This is a genomic window from Streptomyces sp. NPDC057137 (assembly GCF_042670825.1).
Taxonomy (GTDB): domain Bacteria; phylum Actinomycetota; class Actinomycetes; order Streptomycetales; family Streptomycetaceae; genus Streptomyces.
Genome location: NZ_JBHUUW010000014.1, coordinates 23,064 through 41,644 on the forward strand (window position 1 = coordinate 23,064; position 18,581 = coordinate 41,644).

22 protein-coding genes are annotated in these 18,581 nt (G+C 69.8%); 12 read left to right on the top strand and 10 right to left on the bottom strand.

Annotation, left to right across the window (positions count from 1 at the left end; genetic code table 11):
• Positions 1 to 17 precede the first annotated feature (17 nt).
• The gene (locus ACFT9I_RS14430) at positions 18 to 851 is read left to right on the top strand and encodes an NAD(P)H-binding protein (protein WP_382564076.1); all 834 of its coding nucleotides are present in this window, start codon (positions 18 to 20) and stop codon (positions 849 to 851) included.
• A complete protein-coding gene (locus tag ACFT9I_RS14435) occupies positions 848 to 1,276 on the top strand; it encodes a pyridoxamine 5'-phosphate oxidase family protein (RefSeq protein WP_382564078.1) in 429 nt (142 codons plus the stop codon). Before ACFT9I_RS14430 ends, ACFT9I_RS14435 begins: the two co-directional genes overlap by 4 nt.
• Here ACFT9I_RS14435 and ACFT9I_RS14440 read toward each other — a convergent pair.
• On the bottom strand, positions 1,239 to 1,649 hold the full coding sequence (locus ACFT9I_RS14440) for a hypothetical protein (protein WP_382564080.1): 411 nt from the start codon (positions 1,647 to 1,649) through the stop codon (positions 1,239 to 1,241). The genes ACFT9I_RS14435 and ACFT9I_RS14440 overlap by 38 nt on opposite strands.
• 228 nt (positions 1,650 to 1,877) lie before the next feature.
• On the opposite strand from ACFT9I_RS14440, the gene ACFT9I_RS14445 reads away from it, so the two are divergent.
• Positions 1,878 to 2,714 carry a helix-turn-helix domain-containing protein gene (locus ACFT9I_RS14445; RefSeq protein ID WP_382564296.1) on the top strand — a complete coding sequence of 279 codons (837 nt, stop codon included), beginning with the start codon at positions 1,878 to 1,880 and terminating at the stop codon, positions 2,712 to 2,714.
• Entirely contained in the window at positions 2,711 to 2,947 is a 237-nt protein-coding gene (locus ACFT9I_RS14450; RefSeq protein ID WP_382564082.1) for a DUF397 domain-containing protein, read from the top strand. The genes ACFT9I_RS14445 and ACFT9I_RS14450 overlap by 4 nt, the downstream gene beginning before the upstream one ends.
• A 72-nt stretch (positions 2,948 to 3,019) precedes the next feature.
• On the opposite strand, the gene ACFT9I_RS14455 is transcribed toward ACFT9I_RS14450, so the two are convergent.
• A complete protein-coding gene (locus ACFT9I_RS14455; protein WP_382564085.1) occupies positions 3,020 to 3,661 on the bottom strand; it encodes a DUF4232 domain-containing protein in 642 nt (213 codons plus the stop codon).
• Positions 3,662 to 4,018: 357 nt separating this feature from the next.
• On the opposite strand from ACFT9I_RS14455, the gene ACFT9I_RS14460 reads away from it, so the two are divergent.
• Positions 4,019 to 4,816, top strand: coding sequence for an inositol monophosphatase family protein (locus tag ACFT9I_RS14460; protein WP_382564086.1), 798 nt, complete (start codon positions 4,019 to 4,021; stop codon positions 4,814 to 4,816).
• A 32-nt stretch (positions 4,817 to 4,848) separates the two neighbouring features.
• On the opposite strand, the gene ACFT9I_RS14465 is transcribed toward ACFT9I_RS14460, so the two are convergent.
• Together ACFT9I_RS14465 and ACFT9I_RS14470 are read right to left on the bottom strand one after the other, a co-directional pair.
• A complete protein-coding gene (locus ACFT9I_RS14465) occupies positions 4,849 to 5,241 on the bottom strand; it encodes a Dabb family protein (RefSeq protein ID WP_382564088.1) in 393 nt (130 codons plus the stop codon).
• 592 nt (positions 5,242 to 5,833) lie between these two features.
• Positions 5,834 to 6,544: a hypothetical protein gene (locus ACFT9I_RS14470; protein WP_382564090.1), complete on the bottom strand. Its 711-nt coding sequence runs from the start codon at positions 6,542 to 6,544 to the stop codon at positions 5,834 to 5,836.
• A 338-nt stretch (positions 6,545 to 6,882) separates the two neighbouring features.
• Between ACFT9I_RS14470 and ACFT9I_RS14475 the strand changes: the two genes are divergently transcribed.
• From ACFT9I_RS14475 to ACFT9I_RS14485, 3 genes are read left to right on the top strand one after another with little or no spacing between them, the layout of a single operon-like run.
• Positions 6,883 to 7,257, top strand: a complete 375-nt coding sequence (locus ACFT9I_RS14475) for a PadR family transcriptional regulator (RefSeq protein ID WP_382564092.1) — start codon at positions 6,883 to 6,885, stop codon at positions 7,255 to 7,257.
• Between the two features lie 29 nt (positions 7,258 to 7,286).
• Positions 7,287 to 7,553, top strand: a complete 267-nt coding sequence (locus ACFT9I_RS14480; RefSeq protein ID WP_382564094.1) for a hypothetical protein — start codon at positions 7,287 to 7,289, stop codon at positions 7,551 to 7,553.
• Positions 7,550 to 7,759: a hypothetical protein gene (locus ACFT9I_RS14485; protein ID WP_382564096.1), complete on the top strand. Its 210-nt coding sequence runs from the start codon at positions 7,550 to 7,552 to the stop codon at positions 7,757 to 7,759. The genes ACFT9I_RS14480 and ACFT9I_RS14485 overlap by 4 nt, the downstream gene beginning before the upstream one ends.
• 58 nt (positions 7,760 to 7,817) lie before the next feature.
• Here the strand turns inward: ACFT9I_RS14485 and ACFT9I_RS14490 are convergent, their stop codons facing one another.
• The 4 genes from ACFT9I_RS14490 to ACFT9I_RS14505 all read right to left on the bottom strand — a co-directional run bounded on the left by ACFT9I_RS14490 (position 7,818) and on the right by ACFT9I_RS14505 (position 11,009).
• The gene (locus ACFT9I_RS14490) at positions 7,818 to 8,270 is read right to left on the bottom strand and encodes a hypothetical protein (protein WP_382564098.1); all 453 of its coding nucleotides are present in this window, start codon (positions 8,268 to 8,270) and stop codon (positions 7,818 to 7,820) included.
• Complete coding sequence (locus ACFT9I_RS14495) at positions 8,267 to 8,533, bottom strand: hypothetical protein (protein ID WP_382564100.1); 267 nt, start codon at positions 8,531 to 8,533, stop codon at positions 8,267 to 8,269. The genes ACFT9I_RS14490 and ACFT9I_RS14495 overlap by 4 nt, the downstream gene beginning before the upstream one ends.
• Positions 8,534 to 8,636: 103 nt before the next feature.
• Positions 8,637 to 9,578 (bottom strand): hypothetical protein, encoded by a 942-nt coding sequence (locus ACFT9I_RS14500; RefSeq protein WP_382564102.1) that lies wholly within the window; start codon positions 9,576 to 9,578, stop codon positions 8,637 to 8,639.
• Positions 9,579 to 9,839: 261 nt separating this feature from the next.
• Complete coding sequence (locus ACFT9I_RS14505) at positions 9,840 to 11,009, bottom strand: permease (RefSeq protein WP_382564103.1); 1,170 nt, start codon at positions 11,007 to 11,009, stop codon at positions 9,840 to 9,842.
• A 212-nt stretch (positions 11,010 to 11,221) separates the two neighbouring features.
• Between ACFT9I_RS14505 and ACFT9I_RS14510 the strand changes: the two genes are divergently transcribed.
• Entirely contained in the window at positions 11,222 to 12,748 is a 1,527-nt protein-coding gene (locus tag ACFT9I_RS14510) for a substrate-binding domain-containing protein (RefSeq protein ID WP_382564104.1), read from the top strand.
• Positions 12,749 to 12,880: 132 nt separating this feature from the next.
• Here the strand turns inward: ACFT9I_RS14510 and ACFT9I_RS14515 are convergent, their stop codons facing one another.
• Positions 12,881 to 14,164 carry an adenylosuccinate synthase gene (locus ACFT9I_RS14515; protein ID WP_382564106.1) on the bottom strand — a complete coding sequence of 428 codons (1,284 nt, stop codon included), beginning with the start codon at positions 14,162 to 14,164 and terminating at the stop codon, positions 12,881 to 12,883.
• A gap of 208 nt (positions 14,165 to 14,372) precedes the next feature.
• On the opposite strand from ACFT9I_RS14515, the gene ACFT9I_RS14520 reads away from it, so the two are divergent.
• Positions 14,373 to 15,224: a diacylglycerol kinase gene (locus ACFT9I_RS14520; RefSeq protein WP_382564107.1), complete on the top strand. Its 852-nt coding sequence runs from the start codon at positions 14,373 to 14,375 to the stop codon at positions 15,222 to 15,224.
• A gap of 84 nt (positions 15,225 to 15,308) precedes the next feature.
• On the opposite strand, the gene ACFT9I_RS14525 is transcribed toward ACFT9I_RS14520, so the two are convergent.
• On the bottom strand, positions 15,309 to 15,791 hold the full coding sequence (locus ACFT9I_RS14525; protein WP_382564298.1) for a GbsR/MarR family transcriptional regulator: 483 nt from the start codon (positions 15,789 to 15,791) through the stop codon (positions 15,309 to 15,311).
• 112 nt (positions 15,792 to 15,903) lie between these two features.
• Here ACFT9I_RS14525 and ACFT9I_RS14530 point away from each other — a divergent pair, with 112 nt between their 5' ends.
• A complete protein-coding gene (locus ACFT9I_RS14530) occupies positions 15,904 to 16,917 on the top strand; it encodes an ABC transporter ATP-binding protein (RefSeq protein ID WP_382564109.1) in 1,014 nt (337 codons plus the stop codon).
• Positions 16,914 to 18,572: an ABC transporter permease gene (locus tag ACFT9I_RS14535; RefSeq protein ID WP_382564111.1), complete on the top strand. Its 1,659-nt coding sequence runs from the start codon at positions 16,914 to 16,916 to the stop codon at positions 18,570 to 18,572. Before ACFT9I_RS14530 ends, ACFT9I_RS14535 begins: the two co-directional genes overlap by 4 nt.
• The last annotated feature ends 9 nt before the right edge of the window (positions 18,573 to 18,581 follow it).

Below are 18,581 nucleotides of genomic sequence, written 5' to 3' on the forward strand. Positions count from 1 at the left end.
CCTGTTCAATCGGAGTCATGACCAACGACACCACCCTTGTCCTCGGCGCGACCGGCAAGACCGGCCGACGCGTCGCCGCCCGGCTCCGACTGCACGGCACACCGGTACGTACGGCCTCCCGGTCCAGCCCCACCCGCTTCGACTGGTCCGATCCCGACGGCTGGGACGCGGCCCTGCGGGGTGTCGCCGCCGTCTACGTGGTGCCCCCAGGTGTCCCGGGCCCGGTGCACGAGTTCGTGGCGCGGGCCGAGGCCGCCGGAGTGCGGCGGCTGGTCCTGCTCTCCGGGCGCGGCGCCGACACCTGGGGCGACTCCACGTTCGGGCTGGACATGAGGTCGGCCGAGGACGCGGTACGCGGCTCGGCGCTGGAGTGGACCGTCCTGAGGGCGTCGAACTTCAATCAGAACTTCGACGAGGACGTCTTCCATGCCCCGCTGCTCGCCGGGGAGTTGGCGCTCCCGGCCGACACGGTTCCCGAGCCGTTCATCGACGTGGACGACATCGCCGACGCCGCGACCATGGCGCTGACGGAAACCGGGCACACCGGCCGGATCTACGAGTTGACCGGACCCCGCGCGCTCACCTTCGCCGAGGCCGTCGAGCTGATCTCCCGCGCCTCCGGGCGCCCCCTCACGTACCGGCAGATCTCCATCACCGAGTACGCCGCGGCACTGGTCGAGGAGGGCTTGAGCCAGGACGACGCCCACCACGTCGCCGAGATGTTCGTACTGATGGAACGCGGACTGCTCGCCAAGACGACGGACGACCTCGCCACCTTGCTGGGACGCCCGCCTCGTACCTTCGAGGAGTACGCCCTGCGGGCAGCGACGGCTGGAGCGTGGGGACGATGAGCACCGACGCCGCTTCACTGACCGCCCAAGACCTCGAATTCCTCCAACGCCCTCTCTACGGCTTCCTGTCCGTGGCCGGTGGCCCACTCCCGCCACAGCCGCGCCCGGTGTGGTTCGAGGCCACCGCCGAGGGCACGATCCAACTGTTCACGGGCCCGGACACCCTGAAGGTACGGCGCCTGAGCCACGACCCCCGCGCCTCGCTCGTCGTCGCCGCCCCCGTGGGCGAACGCGAACGCTGGCTGTCGGTCGCCGGCCCCACCACGGTGGAACCCGACGGAGCGGACGACCTGTGCGCCCGCCTGGCCGCCCGCTACTGGGACCTCGCCGACCCGGCACGCGCCGCCGAACTCGCCGCGATGCGGGCCGGAGACCTGGTGCGTGTCGTCATCCACCCGGAGACGGTGAGCCGCTACGTGAATTGACCCGCCCCTCGCCCTCTCCCTCTCCGAACGACATCGGGTGACCGAACAGAGCGGCAGCGGCGTTGCGCAGGATCGCCGGATGCACGAAGCGCTCGGGGTACGAGGGCGGGCAGTACCAGAACAGCGGCCACGTGTCGCCACCGAGCGCCGGCACCGGTACGTAACTCACCGTGCCGCTGACGGAGTTGAACCGCGTCACGCCCGGTGCCCAGACGCGGTTCGCGGTGCTCCCGGCCGGGAGGTAGAAGTACACCGCCCGGCACCCGTTCGACTCGGTGGCGATGGGCCCGGGATCGCCCGCCGTGATCGAGTCCATCATGTCGGCGAGCCGCCTCCCCTCGGCCCCGTCGACGCGCACGGCGTCGAATCGCACGCCCGCTTTGCGGAGTTGGAATCCAGTCTTGGGTAGCCAGGGGAGCGATGAACGCTCATTCTGTGTATTCACGCGGACATTCTGCGTAGTCGCCGCTAGCGTTTTCCATGGCGCGACGGGAGCCGTCGGATACCGGTTGACCTGCATGAACTCCCGTTACGTGAGGTCGTTTTCGGTCCAGACCAGTTGTGACCGGTTGAGTCCGGTCGAGTCGAAACGGTGATCGCAATGGCGCGAGCGGAAAACAAGGAATCGGCGGGCCCGGCAACGCGATTGGTGGCGGACATCGCCCGCATGATGCGACTGCGAAAAGGGATGACACAGGAACAGGTCGGCGTCGAAACAGGCTTCTCGGCGGCGGCGATCAGCGCGATGGAGACCTGCGCGCAACCGGCGAGCGACCAGATGCTGGTGGCGCTGGGAGGGGCGCTGGGCGACGAGTTGGGCATCTTCGAGCAGGCGAGGGAGTACGTACGGCTGGACAAGTACCCCGCGCAGTTCAAGAACTACGTGCTGCTGGAGCAACGGGCGGTGGGCCTGTGCCTGTACGCGACGCTGGTGGTGCACGGCCTGTTCCAGACGGAGGCGTACGCGCGGGCGCTGATCGGTGGGGGCTATCCGCCGCTGCCGGAAGAGCGGGTGGAGGAGCTGGTCGAGGTACGCGTGGCGCGGAAGGCGCTGTTCGATCGGGAACCGACGGCGCTGATCGAGGTGATCCTGGAGGAGTCGGTGCTGCGCCGGACGATCGGTGACGCGGGGGTGATGCGTGACCAGCTTTCGCACTTGGCGGAGTGCGCGAAGCGCCGTAACGTGACGCTGCAGGCGCTGCCGCTGGACTGCGGCTTGGGGGGCGAGTACGCGGGCGCCTACGGCGACATGACCCTGGTGGAGACGCCAGAACACGACCGCCTGGTGTACCTGGAGCCGCAGGAGGAATGCCTTCTGATCTCCGAGCCGACAAAGGCGAGCACCTACACCCAGCGCTATGCGAAGATCCGAGCACAGGCCTTGGGTCCTCGCGAATCGCTGGGCCTCATCGAGCGGTTGGCGGGAGACCAGGAATGACAAGCACCTTGCGGTGGTTCAAGTCGAGCTACAGCAACCCCAGTGGCGGCGACTGCGTCGAGATCGCCCTCGACTGGCAGAAGTCGAGCTACAGCAACCCGAGCGGCGGCGAATGCGTCGAGGTGGCCACCTGCCCCCACGCCGTCCACGTCCGCGACTCGAAGGTCACCGAGGGCCCGACCTTCACGGTCGCCCCAGCAGCCTGGACGACGTTCCTCACCTGGGCCGAATAGTCCGCGACCCCCTGCCCGTCGCGCAGCCGTGCGCGATCGGGCAGGAACGGGTCCCGCGGCTGTTCGGTCGGGTCAGCCCTCGCCCTGACCGGCGCTGCCCATCGGGCCGACCTTCACCGAGGAGCCGCCGCCGTCCGTGACGGGCAGCGTGGCTTCGCCCGGCCACTCGATCGAGACCGACTTCGTCTCGTCCGGCGGGGTCACCACGAGCGACGTGACGCGGACGCCGGAGCCGCCCGAGTCGTTCATCGGGTAGGTGACGCCGAAGAAGATCGACTTCCCGTCCTTGAGGATGGTCGTGTCCACCGGCTCACCGGCGCGCTCGGCGGAGATCATCCCTGAGTCGGTCCCGAGGTCGACGCCCGCGTACGCGGCCAGCGCGCAGTCCCGGCCGGCGCCGTTCTTGAACTCCACCGCGACGGTGCCCTCGGTGTCGCCTCCGATGGTGGCGTCCGACGCGGTGATCTCCAGCTCGTCGGTGCGGCACTTGCCGATCTCGCCGTTCTCGTTGGAGCCGGTCCCCGCGACCGTGCCCTTCCCGCCCTCCTCGTCCGAACCACCCGAACCGTCCGAGCCCGCGTCGTCGGGCGCGGAAGACCCGGTGGACGTGGACGACGGGTCGGCCTGTCCCGTGAGGTCCTCGTCGTTACAGGCCGTGAGCGAGAGGGCGGTGGCGATGGCCAGGGCGGCGAAGGTGAGCTTGCGAACGCGCATCGTTTCTTCCTCAACAGTGAGTACCAGCGAGCATTTCTGATCACCAAGAGCGGCCCGGCCCGGGGGAGCGTTCCGCCCAACCGGCCGCTAATACACCCCTGTTACACGCGCAACCAGGCACAACACGCCCCACCACCGCCCTCGCACCAACCCGCCCGGCCCCCTCCCGTACCGCCTTCCGGCCCTCAACCCAGGGCTCGAACGCCAGTCCGCCGGGCACCCCACCGGCGGCCCGACACGGCGGTTCCCACGCCCATTTCGCACCTGCCCACGACCGCCACCCGCTGGGACAGACCCGTAACCCGGGGGCCCTTGACCACAGCCGGTGACAAGCATCCCGCCGGTAATCTGCGGGACATGACCAACTCACAAGCCGGCCAGGACGATGCCGGGGTCGCGATAGCCGCGGCACGTGCCGGCGCGGACGTGGTGCGCGGCATGTACGGCCGACGGCTCACCCGTATCGACAAGGGCGCCGGGGACTTCGCCACCGCCGCCGACATCGAGGCCGAGAAGGCGATCCTCGCTGTCATCCGTGCGGCTCGACCCGACGACGCGGTGCTCGGCGAGGAGGGCGGGCAGCGGGGCGCCGCCGATGCCGCGCGCCAGTGGTTGGTGGATCCCCTGTGCGGCACGGTGAACTACGCCGTCGGCAACATGCTGGTGGCCGTCAACGTGGCGCTGCGCGACGGGGCGGCGGCGGTGGCCGATCCGTTCAGCGGCGAGGTCTTCTTCACCGACGGTGAGACGGCCTGGGTGCGGCAGGACGGGGCCGATACCCAACTGGCCCCTACGCCGGCCTCTCAACTCGTGGACGTCAACCTGGACCCGCCGTTCCCGAGCGCGCCCGGCTTCCGGGCCGTGGACCTGCTGGCCGACCCGGAGTTCGTCGAGCGGTTCCGACCACGAGTCGTATCCACGACGATCGCCCTGGCCTGGGTCGCGGCGGGCAAGCGCGCCGCGTACGTCACCGATGGCGGCGACTTCTCCGCGAGCGTGCATTTCGCCGCCGGCATCGCTCTGTGCCGAGCCGCCGGCTGTGTGGTCACCGGGATCGACGGAGCCCCGATCGGCAAGGCAGGCCGCGGACTTGTCGTGGCGGCGGACGCCGAAACGCATGGGCTGCTGATGTCGATGATCGGCAGCCGGAACTAGAGCCTGTATCCGGTCGTGACCGCCGGATCACGTCACGAGGCGGCCAACAGCGGGCCGAGTTCGGCGGCCCACTCCGGGTAGAGCGCGACCTTCTCCTCGTGCAGGGCGAGGATGTCCCGGGCAAGGCTGGGCGTCATGTCGTCGGACAGGTCCGGGCCGATGGCGATCCTGGCCAGATAGGGCATGATCTGCGGGTCGCCGGCCAAGTGGACCGGATCGTGCATGTACCGCCGCAGAGCCGGTAGGTCGGCGATGCCGACGCAGCAGGCATGGGTGAAGCCATCGGAATCGCTGAGTATCTGACCTACCGTCGAGAACGAAACCGACTCGACGGAGGCCGTCCGCCGTATCACCGCGAGCACGCGCTCGCGCTCCTCTTCGGTCGCGGTCTCCTTGAACGCAAATCGCAGCATGTGAACGATCACGCCTGTCCCACCCTTCCACACGTACTGAACCAATTGGTTCAAGTCTCCAGTCTGACCAGTTCAATGGATAGACTGAACCCATGGGTTCAAAAGCGTCAACCGGGGCCAGGCGTAGGGCTCGTGGGCCGATCGAGCGGCAGCAGTCGATCCGGGCGTGGCCTGCGGCCTGCGTCTGCACCGGCTGCCTGGTGCGAAACTTCGGGCCATGACCTCACCCGAGCTCAGCGACCTGGACTACCTCCGGGAGATCGAGCGCCTCGCCAACCGCGTCAGCGTGGAGGCATCCAACGAAGGATGGCTCTCGTTCCAGGTTGTCAGCGGTCGAGACGACCGAGGGGCTGTTCGAGAACTGGGCCCGCGGGAGGGCACTCGACCCGGTGTCACCATCGTGCGCCAGGGATGGGTAGGACCGATGACGTTCTCGCCTCGCGGCGTCAGACGGACGGGGCTTGGCAGTCTGCCGCTGTCCTAGGCTCTGGCCCTCGGTCAGAGCCGTGTCCACATGAAAATCGCAGCGAGGTGCCGTACGGCCCGGTCAGGAGACACGCTCCAGACCCGCACCCGGAAGGGACCCCTCGCTCCTCCGCTCCTCTCAGCGGTCGCCGTCGAGGTCGACGCAGAGGACCAGCAGGCAGAGCCCCGGGTCCGACTCCTCCGGTGGGTCGGCGGCCGGGGGCGGCGGTGCGGGTGCCGGGGTGGTGGGCTCGTTCGGTTGTTGGGTCGGGTCCTCGGCCGCCGGCGGGGTGTCGGGCGTCTCAGGGGTGGTGGGCGACTCGGGCTGCGTCTCCGCCGTGGGGCGGGAGTTGTCGTCCGGCGCGTTCGGCGGCGGGGTCTTCCGCTTCGCGGGCGCGTCCACCGGGGTGATCGCGGTCGCGCTCCCCGGGGCGTTGTCGGCCTTGGACGGGCCGGTACCGCCGGTGCCGCTCTCGGAGTGCTGGGGGTCGCGTGTACGGGGCCGCTCGGTCTCCGAGCCGGTGTCGACGGAACCCGCCGACGATGTGGACGGAGCCGTGGACGGGTCCGGCGTCGAAGACGCCTGGGCCTGACTGGCTGAGGGCCGGGACGACGGCATGAAGGCGAGCGTCAGCCCACCGCCGACGAGCGCGACGGTCGACGCGACCACGGCGCGGCGCCGCTGCTTCTTCCAGTCCGCCATCCGCCGCCGACGGGCGGCGCGACCGGTCGCGGAGGAGGCGGAGGGACCGATCGGCACGTCCACGTCCACATCCACGTCGGCGTCCCCGTCCGGGCCGTGGAAGCCCGGGAAGGCGTCGAACTCCCGCGTGTGGGATATCTCGGACATCACCGCGACCGTCGACGGAGTGTGGTGAACGTGCGAGCCGGAGGGTGCGATGTCGGGGGCGTAAGCACCACAACCGGGGCACACGAAAACCCCGTTGAGGGTCCGACGGCACGTAGAGCAGTAGTCCATCCGCGATCTTTCTGTGCTGACTGCGCCGTCTGGAAGCCGACGACCGGTCTGGTTCCGCACTCAGGATCGAGCGCGCAACAACCTAACGGCCACTCCGGGAGGCGGTGCGGACCCCATGTGTCACTCCTGCGAAGATCGCGAAACGGTGCGCCCGGCATGTTTGCTCTACCTAGGTAGACGAACGGTTTCTACCTAGGTAGATTGACGCCATGTCAGAAGTGCGGATGACACCCCATGCGAGGACGGTGCTGCGCGCCCTGCTCGGGCAGGGAGCGGACGGCACCCGTCGATCGGCGGTGCTGGCCGAAGGGCTGTACGGCCTCGAACTCTCCCGAATGACAGACCTCCCCAACGGGACGCTCTTCCCGATCCTGGAGCGGCTGCGGCAGGCGGGATGGGTCGAGCGCTACTGGGAACAGGACGAACTCGCGGAGGCGGAGGGCCGCCCCAGGCGTCGCTTCTACAAGATGTCCTCGAAGGGCGCCGACCTCGCGCCGCACGCCCTCGCCGAAGCGACGGCGACCGACGCGATCCGCTCCGGCCGCGCGCCCGGCCGCCCCGGACTGGCGGGAGGGGCCCGATGACACCGCTCAGGAAGAGCATGAGTTCGGTCATGTCCCGGCGCGATTACGAATTGCGCGAGCAGGCCTTGAGGGAGGCGAAGCGACGGGATCCGATCCGCACGGGCGGCCGTACGCTCCAACTGGCGGCCCAACTCCTCCCCGGCGCCGACCGGTCCGACTGGCTGGAGGAGCAACGCGCCTGCCTCACCGACCTCCCGGACCGTCGCGCCCGCCGCCGCTGGATCGTCTCCGCGCTGCTCGGGACGCCCCGGTACGCGTACACGGTGCGCACGGGCCGCAAGAAGGAGGCGGCATGACCGCCTCCGACCCGAACCCCGGCCCCGAGCCCGGCCCGTTGCTGAGCGCACACGCCGCGCTGGTCCTCGTGACGGCGGCGTTCATCGGCACGATCGTCGGCACCCTCACGTACTTCAGCACCCACGACACCCCCGCCGCGCTCCTCGCGGGCCTGACCGCGTCCGGGGCGGGCACGCTGGCGCTGGACAGACTGATCGGCCACTGACGCCACCCACCGAGGGTGCGGGGCCGGGTGCACCCGGCCCCGCACCCCTCCGGTGCGGCTACTTCTCCAGCTGGATCGCGCGCACGCCCGTGCCCCGGTAGCGGGTGGGGTACCTGGTCAGGACCGGACGGCCGCGAGGCCACTCCACCGACGGCATCGCCAGGTGCAGCGCGTGCGCGCCGCTCCAGCCCTCGTCGGCGGCGCCCTTGGGGTCGGAGGGCGACTCGGCCATCAGCCCGCGCAGGCGCTTGCCGACCGCCGACGCTCCGGCGAAGTCGAGCGCGGTGATGTCCACGGACGGCAGCGAGCCGATGTGCTCGGCGACGCCCGCCCGGTCCGCCTCGGCGACAGCCAGGCACAAGGCCGGGATATAGATCCGGAGCGTCGGGTCCTTCTCGGCCTCGACCACGAAACGGGACGCCATCCGGTTCCCCGCGCCGAGCGCGAGGGCCGCCGAGTCGTCGAGCACGATGGCGCGCGCCGGCGGGTACTTGTTCTCGGCTGAGCTCACTGGATCTCTCCGATGCGTCCGGAAGCGACGGCGGCCCACAGCGCTTCGCCGGCCTTCTCGTCCTCGTCGGTGTACGGCCTGCCGAGGAAGTGCTCCTCGACGTACGCCCTGGTCTCCGCGTACCGCGCCGCCAGCTCCTCCTTTGTCGGAGTGGCACCGGCCAGCTCGGTGAGCAGGTCCCGCATGGACAGACCTCGGTCCCTGGCCAGCTCCTGGAGCCGGTCGCGGACGGCGGGGTCGACCTTGATCGTGGTGTCAGCCATGAGGACAGTATACCGACGGTATACCACCTCTGGGCGTACGAGTGTGACGGTCATGTCACTCCGTTCTCTTGGGGGACCCGGCCCTCTCTCGGGGCCGGGAGTCTCACATCGCCGCGCAGGCCCCGCCTGCGACAGCCCCGCCCGCCAGGGCCTCCCGGGCGAGCGCCCGACCCCTGCGCGCCGCCGCGACGAAGCCGCGGGTCTCGGGCGTCGGGGGCGGCAGGGCGCAGGCGCGGCAGGTGCCCGAGGGGGCCAACGGGGCGCCGCAGTCGGGGCATTCGGCGCGCAGCGCCGGGGGGACGGGGCGTGGTGGGCGGGTTGGCATCTTGCGGCGCAGGCGGTCCGCGAGCAGGCCGGGGGGTGAGAGGACGCGTACGGGCAGGCCGCAGGTCAGCGCCTCGCGCAGTTGCGCGTCACTCGCGCCGGCCTCCCGCCACTCGCCGACCAGTGGCGCCAGCCGTACCGCCTCGGCGGTACCGAGCGTGAGCCGGGGGTCGCGGCCACCCAGCGAGAGCAGCAACTCCGTCGCGGAGCGCAGCTGTTCAGGGACGGTCAGCTTGGGCAGCAACCGGCGCTTCCGCACGGGCACGGGCACAGACACAGACACAGGTTCGCGCTCGCGCTCCGGGGAGGGAGGTTTTTGTTCCCCCGTCTTTACTCCCGTAGGGAGCGAGCCCGCATCACCAGCAGCCCGGTCACCGGAGGCCAGGTTCTGGCCATTCTCCGCCGATTCGGCTGTCACCCGATCCGCGTACGTGCAGTCGAACACCTCGTACACCGTGGAGAGTTCGCCGCTTTCCGGGTTCTTCACCAGCACCCGGCGCAGATAGCCGGAACGCTCCAGGTCAGTCAGCGCGTCGGCGATTCGCGCGCGGCCTTCCTTGCGTTGCTCGGCGAGCGTCCGGATCGACGCGCGGGCCCCGTTGGGCAGACTCAGCAGGTACAGCAGTACGCCCAGCGCACACCACGAGATGCTGCGATCGCGCAGCAGCGCGTTGGTGAAGGTGGAGAAGGAACGCGTCGGCTTGGTACGGTAAATGCGCATCGGGAAGCCCTTAGCTCCTGGTGTCGAGCCCCCGGGTGTTAGCGCACCGCGGGGGCATTCTCATGCCCTGATGCCAGGCGCGGCATCGACTCCGTGACTGTAACGCCACACACCGTGACGATGGCAAATGCCAAGACCGGGACCCGAACCCGGAGTTGGGATACCCGGAGCCCGGAAACCGAGCCAGGGCCGACCTGCGACGTTCCCGTAAATGTCCGCTTTCACCCGACCGGTGACAGCCCGTCACACCCTTCTCGGAGTTCACCCATGGGAGTGAACCTCCCCGCCCATCATCCGCAGCATCCCCATCCCCCCGGTCCTGAAGAACCGGACCACGAGCGACGCCGCCAGCACGAGGAAGGCGATGTTCAGGAAGGTCGTGTAGTTCCAGGTGATCCCTTCCGTCGGGATCCGCGCGTCGGCCTGGTCCGGGACCAGACCCAGCCCGCCGAAGGTGAACTCCACGACGTAACCGGCGACCACCATCGCGACGTAGAAGGTCCCCAGGAGAAAGAGCGCCGTCCGTGCCCCGTAGTACTTCCGGTAGATGTTGAGGATCGGCAGGATCAGCAGGTCGGCGAAGATGAACGCGACCACGCCGCCGAAGCTGATGCCGCCCTTCCAGAGCACGACCGCGAGCGGCACGTTGCCGATCGAGCAGACGAACGACGCGATGGCGACCAGCGGGCCGATGAGCGGGCCCCACAGTTTGGACGCCAGCGGGTGGCCGTCGAAGAAGAACGCGCGCCAGAAGGAGTCCGGCACCCACGCCGCGATGGCGCCGGCGATGAGCAGGCCGATGACCAGGTCGCGCAGGATCGCCGCCCATTCCATGACGAACACGTGGGCGGTGGCGGTGAACCCCTCGCGGGAGAACAGCCTCCGGGCGAAGGACCCCTCACTCCTGACGGACATGTCCATCGCGGCGTGCCCCTCCATCGAGCCCGCCAGCCCGCGCTCGGCCTGCGCGCGAGCCCGGCGCAGGAGTCCGTCGCGGAGGAACAGCCGGAACAGTACGGCCAGGACCACGATCATGACGGGTCCCCCGACGAACTCCGCCACCGTGAACTGCCAGCCCATCAACAGCGCCAGGATCACGCCGAGTTCGACGACGAGGTTGGTGGACGCGATCTCGAAGGCCATCGCGGCGGTGAAGTTCGCGCCCTTGAGGAAGAGGGAGCGGGCGAGAGCGACGGCGGCGTACGAGCACGAGGAGGATGCCGCGCCCAGCCCGGCGGCGACGACGAGAGTACGGGGGCGGTCGTCGCCCAGCAGGGCGACGACCGTGGACTTGCGGACGACCGCCTGGACGACGGCGGACAGGGCGAAGCCCAGGATCAGGGCCCAGGTGATCTCCCAGGTCATGGAACCGGCGATCGACAGTGCGTGCAGTACGGCGTGGAGTACGGCGTGGAGTACGGCGTGGATCATCCCCGCAGCCTTCCGACCGGAGGGCGGCCCGGGGCGGACCGACACGTGGGAGGCCACGACGGAACTCCGCCGGCCCTCCCCTGAACACCAAGTGCCGTCCGGCGAACGGCTCGTGAACATCCGTCATCGAAATCCGCCCCCGTACTGCTGTTCGCCCCGCACCCACCTACCGTCACCTCACGAGGTCGGAGAGTGCCGGGGGGCGACGGATCGTGGAGTGGTTCGACGGAGAGAACATATTCGCGGTCTTCTCCACACTGCTGGGCCTGCTGACCTCGGTCGGGGTGCTCTGGTACGAGCGCAGGGTGCCGCGCCGTAAGCGGATCGGCTACCGCGTGCAGATGGACACGGCCATCGGCAGCCACGTCCGCTCCGGCCACACGAACGTACGCCTCGGACTGTTCGACGACGACCCGGACATGGCCGACGCCACCCTCGTACTGCTGCGCCTGGAGAACGACGGCTCGCAGACCATCTCGGTGGACGACTACACCTCACCCGACATCCACGGTCTGACCGTCACGTTCACCGGCCGCACGATCAAGGGTGTCGCCGTCACGCTGCCGTCCGCGGCCCGCCATCTGATGTCGCACTTCACCCACGCGAGGGGCCTGCGCAGCTCCGACAGTGTGCTCACCGTCCCGAAGGTCCCGCTCAACAAGGGGCAGCACTTCAAGCTGCTGGTACTGCTGACGGGCGGCGAGGTCGGCGAAGAGGTCACCGTCAGCGGTGGGATCTCCGAGGGCGAGGTGGTCGTCAACAGCGCCATCGCCCCCGACGAGGCACCGCCCGTGTTCAGCCGCGCGACCCGCCTCATCACGGTTCTGCTGACGGTCTGTGTGGTCACGCTCGCCTCGATCATCGTCCTGCGGGACGACACCCGGCCCCCCATCGGCTGCGCGACGGGCGAGCTGACCGTCATCGGGTCGACCGCCTTCAGGCCGGTGGCCGAGGAGTTGGGGAAGAAGTACGAGGACGACTGCCCCGGCTCGGAGATCACCGTGGACCTCAACGGCAGCGCGGCCGGAATCCGCGAACTGGCCGAGGCGGGAACGGAACGGAAGAAGGGCTCACCGGCGACGGTCGCCCTCTCCGACGGTCCGGAGTCGACGGGGAACGACCAACTGCGGGAGAACCGGGTCGCGGTGTCCGCGTTCGCCCTGGTCGTCAACGACGACGTGGATCTGGACGGGCTGTCCACGTCCGACGTGGACAGGATCTACCGCGGCGACATCACCAACTGGAAGCAGCTCGGCGGCCCGGACCTCGCCATCCGTCTCGTCAGCCGCAACGCCGGCTCCGGTACCCGCGACACCTTCCAGCGCCGTATCCTCCAGGGCTTCGAGCCGGGCGCCTCGTCCACCGACTGCCAGAAGAAGGACGACCCGAACGCCCGTGTCTTCCGCTGCGAGTTCGAGAGCACCGAGCAGGTCCTGAACACCGTCGCCGATCTGCCCGGCGCCCTCGGCTACAGCGAACTGCGCTCCGCCACCCCCACGAAGGGCCTGCACCGGCTGGAGCTGGACGGGCGGGCGCCGTCGATCGACGACATCGCGGAGAGCGGGTACCCGTACCGCGAGATCGAGTACGCGTACACGTACGGCCGCCCGCCCGCCAGCTCACTCGTGTCCAGCTTCCTCAACTACCTGATCAGGGGCAGCGGACAGGACGTCATCCGGACGCACGGACATCTGCCGTGCGGGACACCCGAGGGGCTGAAGATCTGCGCAGAGGAGTAGAAGCGCAGGAGTAGGCGCGCAGGAGTAGGGGCGGGCAACGTGGCGCGCGAGCGCCCCGGCGGCCGTCACCGACCGCCGGGGCGCCGACGCACCCGCCAACACGAGTGCCACAGGAAATCGCTACAGGAATCGCTACAGGAACGAGTTGATCTGGATCGTCTCCGTACGGCCCGGACCCACACCGATCGCGGAGATCGGAGCGCCCGACATCTCCTCCAGCGCCTTCACGTAGTCCCGCGCGTTCTTCGGCAGATCCTCGAACGTCTTCGCCTTGCTGATGTCTTCCGTCCAGCCCGGCAGGTACTCGTAGATCGGCGTCGCGTGGTGGAAGTCGGTCTGGCTGTACGGGAGTTCCTCGACGCGCTTGCCGTCGATCTCGTACGCCACACACACCGGGATCCGCTCCCAGCCCGTCAGCACGTCCAGCTTCGTGAGGAAGAAGTCCGTCAGACCGTTGACCCGGGTCGCGTACCGCGAGATCACCGCGTCGAACCAACCGCAGCGGCGGTCGCGGCCCGTCGTGACACCCCGCTCGCCGCCGATGCGCCGCAGCGCCTCGCCGTCCGCGTCCAGCAGCTCCGTCGGGAACGGGCCGGCGCCGACGCGCGTCGTGTACGCCTTGAGGATGCCGATGACCCGGCTGATCTTCGTGGGGCCGACACCGGAGCCCGTACAGGCGCCGCCCGCCGTCGGGTTGGACGAGGTCACGAAGGGATACGTGCCGTGGTCGACGTCCAGGAGCGTGCCCTGACCGCCCTCGAAGAGGACGACCTTTCCGGCGTCGATCGCGTCGTTGAGGACGAGCGTGGTGTCGCTGACGTACGGACGCAGCTTGTCCGCGTAGACCAGCAGTTCTTCGACGATCTTCCCGGCCTCTATGGCGCGCCGGTTGTAGAGCTTGGCGAGGATCTGGTTCTTGAAGTCCAGCGCCGCGTCGACCTTCTGGATCAGGATCGACTCGTCGTAGAGGTCCTGGACGCGGATACCGACCCGGTTGATCTTGTCGGCGTACGTCGGGCCGATGCCACGGCCCGTCGTGCCGATCTTCCGGGATCCGAGGAACCGTTCCGTCACCTTGTCCATCGTCGTGTGATACGACGTGATCAGGTGGGCGTTTCCGCTGATCAGAAGCTTCGACGTGTCGACGCCACGGTCGTTGAGCCCACTCAGCTCGGAGAGCAGGACGGCCGGGTCGATGACAACGCCGTTGCCGATCACCGGCGTGCATTCAGGCGAGAGGATTCCGGAAGGGAGGAGATGCAGCGCGTATTTCTGGTCGCCTACGACGACCGTGTGGCCGGCGTTGTTGCCACCCTGGTAGCGCACCACATAGTCCACGGATCCACCGAGCAGGTCGGTGGCCTTTCCCTTGCCTTCGTCACCCCACTGAGCACCGAGCAGCACAAGTGCGGGCACAGGCGTACACCCCTTCCGGGCGGGGCATGTCCTAAGGCCAGGGGACGTACATACGTAGGACGCACACGCGCGATAGCTCGCACGAAGCAGTAAGACGCTGTACGACGAAGCCTGAGCCGTCGAACCGGTTGCCCCGGAATAGACCAAGCCCCTGGCGCAATAGCGCAAGGGGCTCTTGCACAAAGATGCTACCCGAGGAAGGACCGAGGTGTCGGCTCCAGAGCCCGCCGAGAACGGTGCGCAGCAGCTTCTGGTGGTCATCGACCCGGTCGCCCGCCGGACCGACGGCGAATCAGTCCGGATCGCGAAAGATGTGCTGAGCGCGGGCGCGACCGCGAAAATCTGTCTGCCGGACGGCCCCGCCGAGTTCGCGCGGGTGCTGGCCCGCAGAGGCGCGCGGCGGCCGGTGGTGATCGGCGACGACCGCGCCCTGCTGCGGACGGTGGCCCTGCTGCACCGGGAGCGCGAACTGTCCGCGGGCGCGCTGTCGCTGGTGCCGGTCGGGGTGTCGGTCGACCTGGCGCGCTCACTCGGCGTGCCCACCGGCGCGGTCGCGGCGGCGCGGGCGGTGCTCGACGGGGTCGTACGGCGGCTGGATCTGCTCGTCGACGACAGCGACGGGGTGGTGCTGGGGGATCTGCGGATCCCGGCGCTGCCGCCGGCGGACGAGCGGTCGGGGCGCGGGGGTGGTGCGGGAGGGCCGGGCGGCTCGTCCGTGTGGCACACCTGCCGGTCCCTGGTCCGGACGCTGGTCAAGCCCGTGCCGCAGTTGCTCGCCGTCCACACGCACCGGTTGCGGGTGGAGGCGGACGGTGTCGTGCTGAGCGATCTGGACGAGCCGGTCGAGACGGTGACGGTGCGCTCGCGGGGCGGCCGGGCGGAGGTCGTGATCCGTACGCGCGCCTCGGCCGAGCCGATCACCGCCAGCGCGCTGTCGGTGACGGTCTCGGGCGCGGACTTCCGCTACCGGGCGGACGCGGCGGTGACGGGGCCGGTGCGGACGCGGACGTGGACGCTGCGGGCGGGGGCGTGGGGGCTGACGCTGCCGGCAGACGTCTGACGGGCTGCCTGACGGGCCGCCTGATCCGTGGTCGCCCGCCGGGCGTGCCCCCGGCCGGCTTTCTCCGTGCCCGAACCGGCCTTCTCAGTGCCCGAACCGCTCCAGGCGGTGTGCGCGCCAGCGGTCCATCACCACGACGATCTCGTCCTCCAGGAACTGGAAGAACGCCATCGTCTCGTTGAGCCTGCGCCCCGGCGCCGTGTCGGCGCCCAGTTGCTCGACGCCCTCGCGCAATGTGCCCTCCCACCGCTTCAGCACCGAATTGCGGCTGGTCAGCGCCTCGTACCACTGATCGCTGTGCACCCGGTAGCGCTCGCGCCGCGAGCCCGGTTCGCGCTCGCGCGTGACCATGTCGACCTGGGCGAGATAGCGGATCGCGCCCGACACGGCGGCGGGGCTCACCTGGAGCTGCTCGCCGAGTTCGGCGGAGCTCATGACGCCCCGCTCGGAGGAGAGCAGCGCGGCGAACACCCGGGCCGGCATCCTCGTCATCCCGGCCTCGACGAGCTGCGCCGCGAAGCGTTCGACGAAGCGTGAGACCACCTCGGCGTCGCGCTGCTCGCCCATGCCGTCCCTGGTCTCTTCGGTCACCACTGGTTCCTCTCCCTGGTCAGTGCGGTCTCACTTTATACGGTTCCTTAACTTCACAAGTTTCTGAAAGTAGCGTACTTTCCGAAACATGAAGAAGGCAATCACCGTCGCCGGACTGCACAAGTCGTTCGGCCGGACTCACGCACTGGACGGCCTCGACCTCGCCGTCGAATCCGGTGAGGTCCACGGCTTCCTCGGCCCCAACGGCGCCGGCAAGTCCACCACCATCCGCGTCCTTCTCGGGCTCCTGCGCGCCGACTCCGGCGCCGCCCAACTGCTCGGCAAGGACCCGTGGAAGGACGCCGTCGCCCTGCACCGGCGGCTCGCCTACGTACCCGGCGACGTCGAGCTGTGGCCCAACCTCACCGGCGGGGAGGCCATCGACCTGCTCTCCAAACTGCGCGGCGGGCTGGACCGGCAGCGCAGGGACGAGCTGATCGAACGGTTCGACCTGGACCCGACCAAGAAGGGCCGCGCCTACTCCAAGGGCAACCGGCAGAAGGTCGCCATCGTCGCCGCGCTCGCCTCCGACGCCGAACTGCTGCTCCTGGACGAGCCCACGGCCGGTCTCGACCCGCTCATGGAGGTCGTCTTCCAGGACGTCATCCTCCAGGCGAAGGCCGCCGGCAAGACCGTGCTGCTCTCCAGCCACATCCTGGCGCAGGTCGAGAAGCTCTGTGACCGCGTGAGCATCATCCGGCAGGGGCGGAACGTACAGTCCGGCACGCTCAGCGAGATGCGGCACCTCACCCGTACGACCGTCGAGGCCGAGACCGAGCGCCCGGCCACCGGACTCGACGCCCTGCCCGGCGTCCACGGGGTGCGGCTGACCGACCGCAGGGTGCACTTCGCCGTCGACGGCGCGCACCTCGACGCCGCGATCCGCACGCTCGGCGAATTCGGCATCCGGGGCCTGATCAGCCACCCGCCGACGCTCGAAGAACTGATGCTGCGGCACTACGGCGACGAACTGGCCGTGGGCGGGCACCCCGGCGGCGTGGGCGACGACTCCGACAACTCCGACGACGACTTCCAAGACGTCCCGGCCGCCGCCGACTCGGGCACCGGCACCGGCACCGGCACCAGTGGGGCTGCCCGATGACCACCGTCACGGCACCCGCCGCCGGCCACACCTCCGCGCCCGACCGGACCGGCTCCGGCGCCCTCGCCGGCACCGGGACGCTGATCCGCTTCGGCCTGCGCCGGGACCGCGTCCGTATCCCCGTCTGGGTGCTCGCCCTCACCCTCGGCACGCTGTCCACGGTCACCGAGTTCAAGACGCTGTACGCCACCGCCGAGGAACGCGCCACGGCCGTCAGCTCCATGGACAGCCCCGCCGCGCTCGCCATGACCGGCCCGCACCACTACCTCGACGACTACAACATCGGCTCGATGATGGGCCACCAACTCCTCGGCTTCATGGCCGTCCTCGTCGGCCTCATGAGCGTCCTGATCGTCACCAGGCACACCCGCAACGAGGAGGAGACCGGCCGCGCCGAACTGGTGCGCTCCACCGTCGTCGGCCACCACGCGCAGCTCGCGGCCGCGCTGGTCGTCGCGACCGTCGCCAACCTCGCGCTCGCCGCCCTGCTGACGCTGAGTGTCCTCTCGACGGGCATCGACGGGATCGGCACGAGCGAGGCACTGCTGTACGGGCTCACGCACGCCGCCGTCGGTCTCGTCTTCGCGGGCGTCGCCGCCGTCACCGTACAGATCACCGCCCATACGCGCGGCGCCTCCGGCATGGCGCTCGCCGTGATCGGCGTCGCCTATGTGCTGCGCGCCTCAGGCGACGTGGGCAACGACGCGCTGTCCTGGCTGTCACCGATCGGCTGGGCCCAGCGCACGTACGTCTTCGTCGACAACCGCTGGTGGCCGCTGCTGCTGTGTCTGGCGCTCGCCGCGCTGACCGCCGCCGCCGGTTTCGTGCTGAGCACGCGGCGCGACGTCGGCGCGGGCCTGCGCTCCGCCCGGCTCGGCCGCCGTACCGCCTCCGACGCGCTCACCCGGCCGTTCGGCTTCGCGCTGCGACTGCACCGGGCGACCCTGCTGGGCTTCGGCGCGGGGCTCTTCGTGATGGGCGTGATGTACGGCTCCATCCTCGGCGACGCCGCCGACATGATGAAGGACATCGAGCAGGTCCAGGAGGCGCTGGCCAAGATCGGCGGCTCGTCCATCGCGGAGTCGTTCGCGTCGATGGTCATGGTCGTCATCGCCGTGGTCGCCGCCGTGTACGTGGTGATGGCCGCGCTCCGGCCGCGCGCCGAGGAGAGCGCGGGCCGCGCCGAACCGCTGCTGGCCACCGGCCTGTCCCGCGACCGCTGGGTGGGCAGCCATGTGGCCGTCGCCCTCGCCGGGGGTACGGCGCTGCTGCTCGCGGCCGGTCTTGGCTTCGGCCTCTCGGGCGCGGCCTCGGTCGGGGACGGCGGCCTCGTCCTCCAACTGGTCGGCGCCGCACTCGCGTACGCGCCGGCGCTGTGGGTGACGGTGGGCGTGGCCGTCGCGATCTTCGGCTGGTACCCGCGCGCCGGGGCGGCGGCGTGGATCGTGCCCGTGTACGCGTTCCTGGTCGGGTATCTCGGGTCGATCCTCCAGTTCCCGGACTGGATGAACAACCTGTCGCCCTTCGGGCACGTGCCGCAGCTCCCGGCCGCCGACATGAGCTGGACGCCCATGCTCGTCCTCACCGCCGTCGCGGCCGGGCTGATCTGGCTGGGGCTCGCGGGCTTCCGCCGCCGGGACCTGGAAACGAAGTGACGGCCGGGG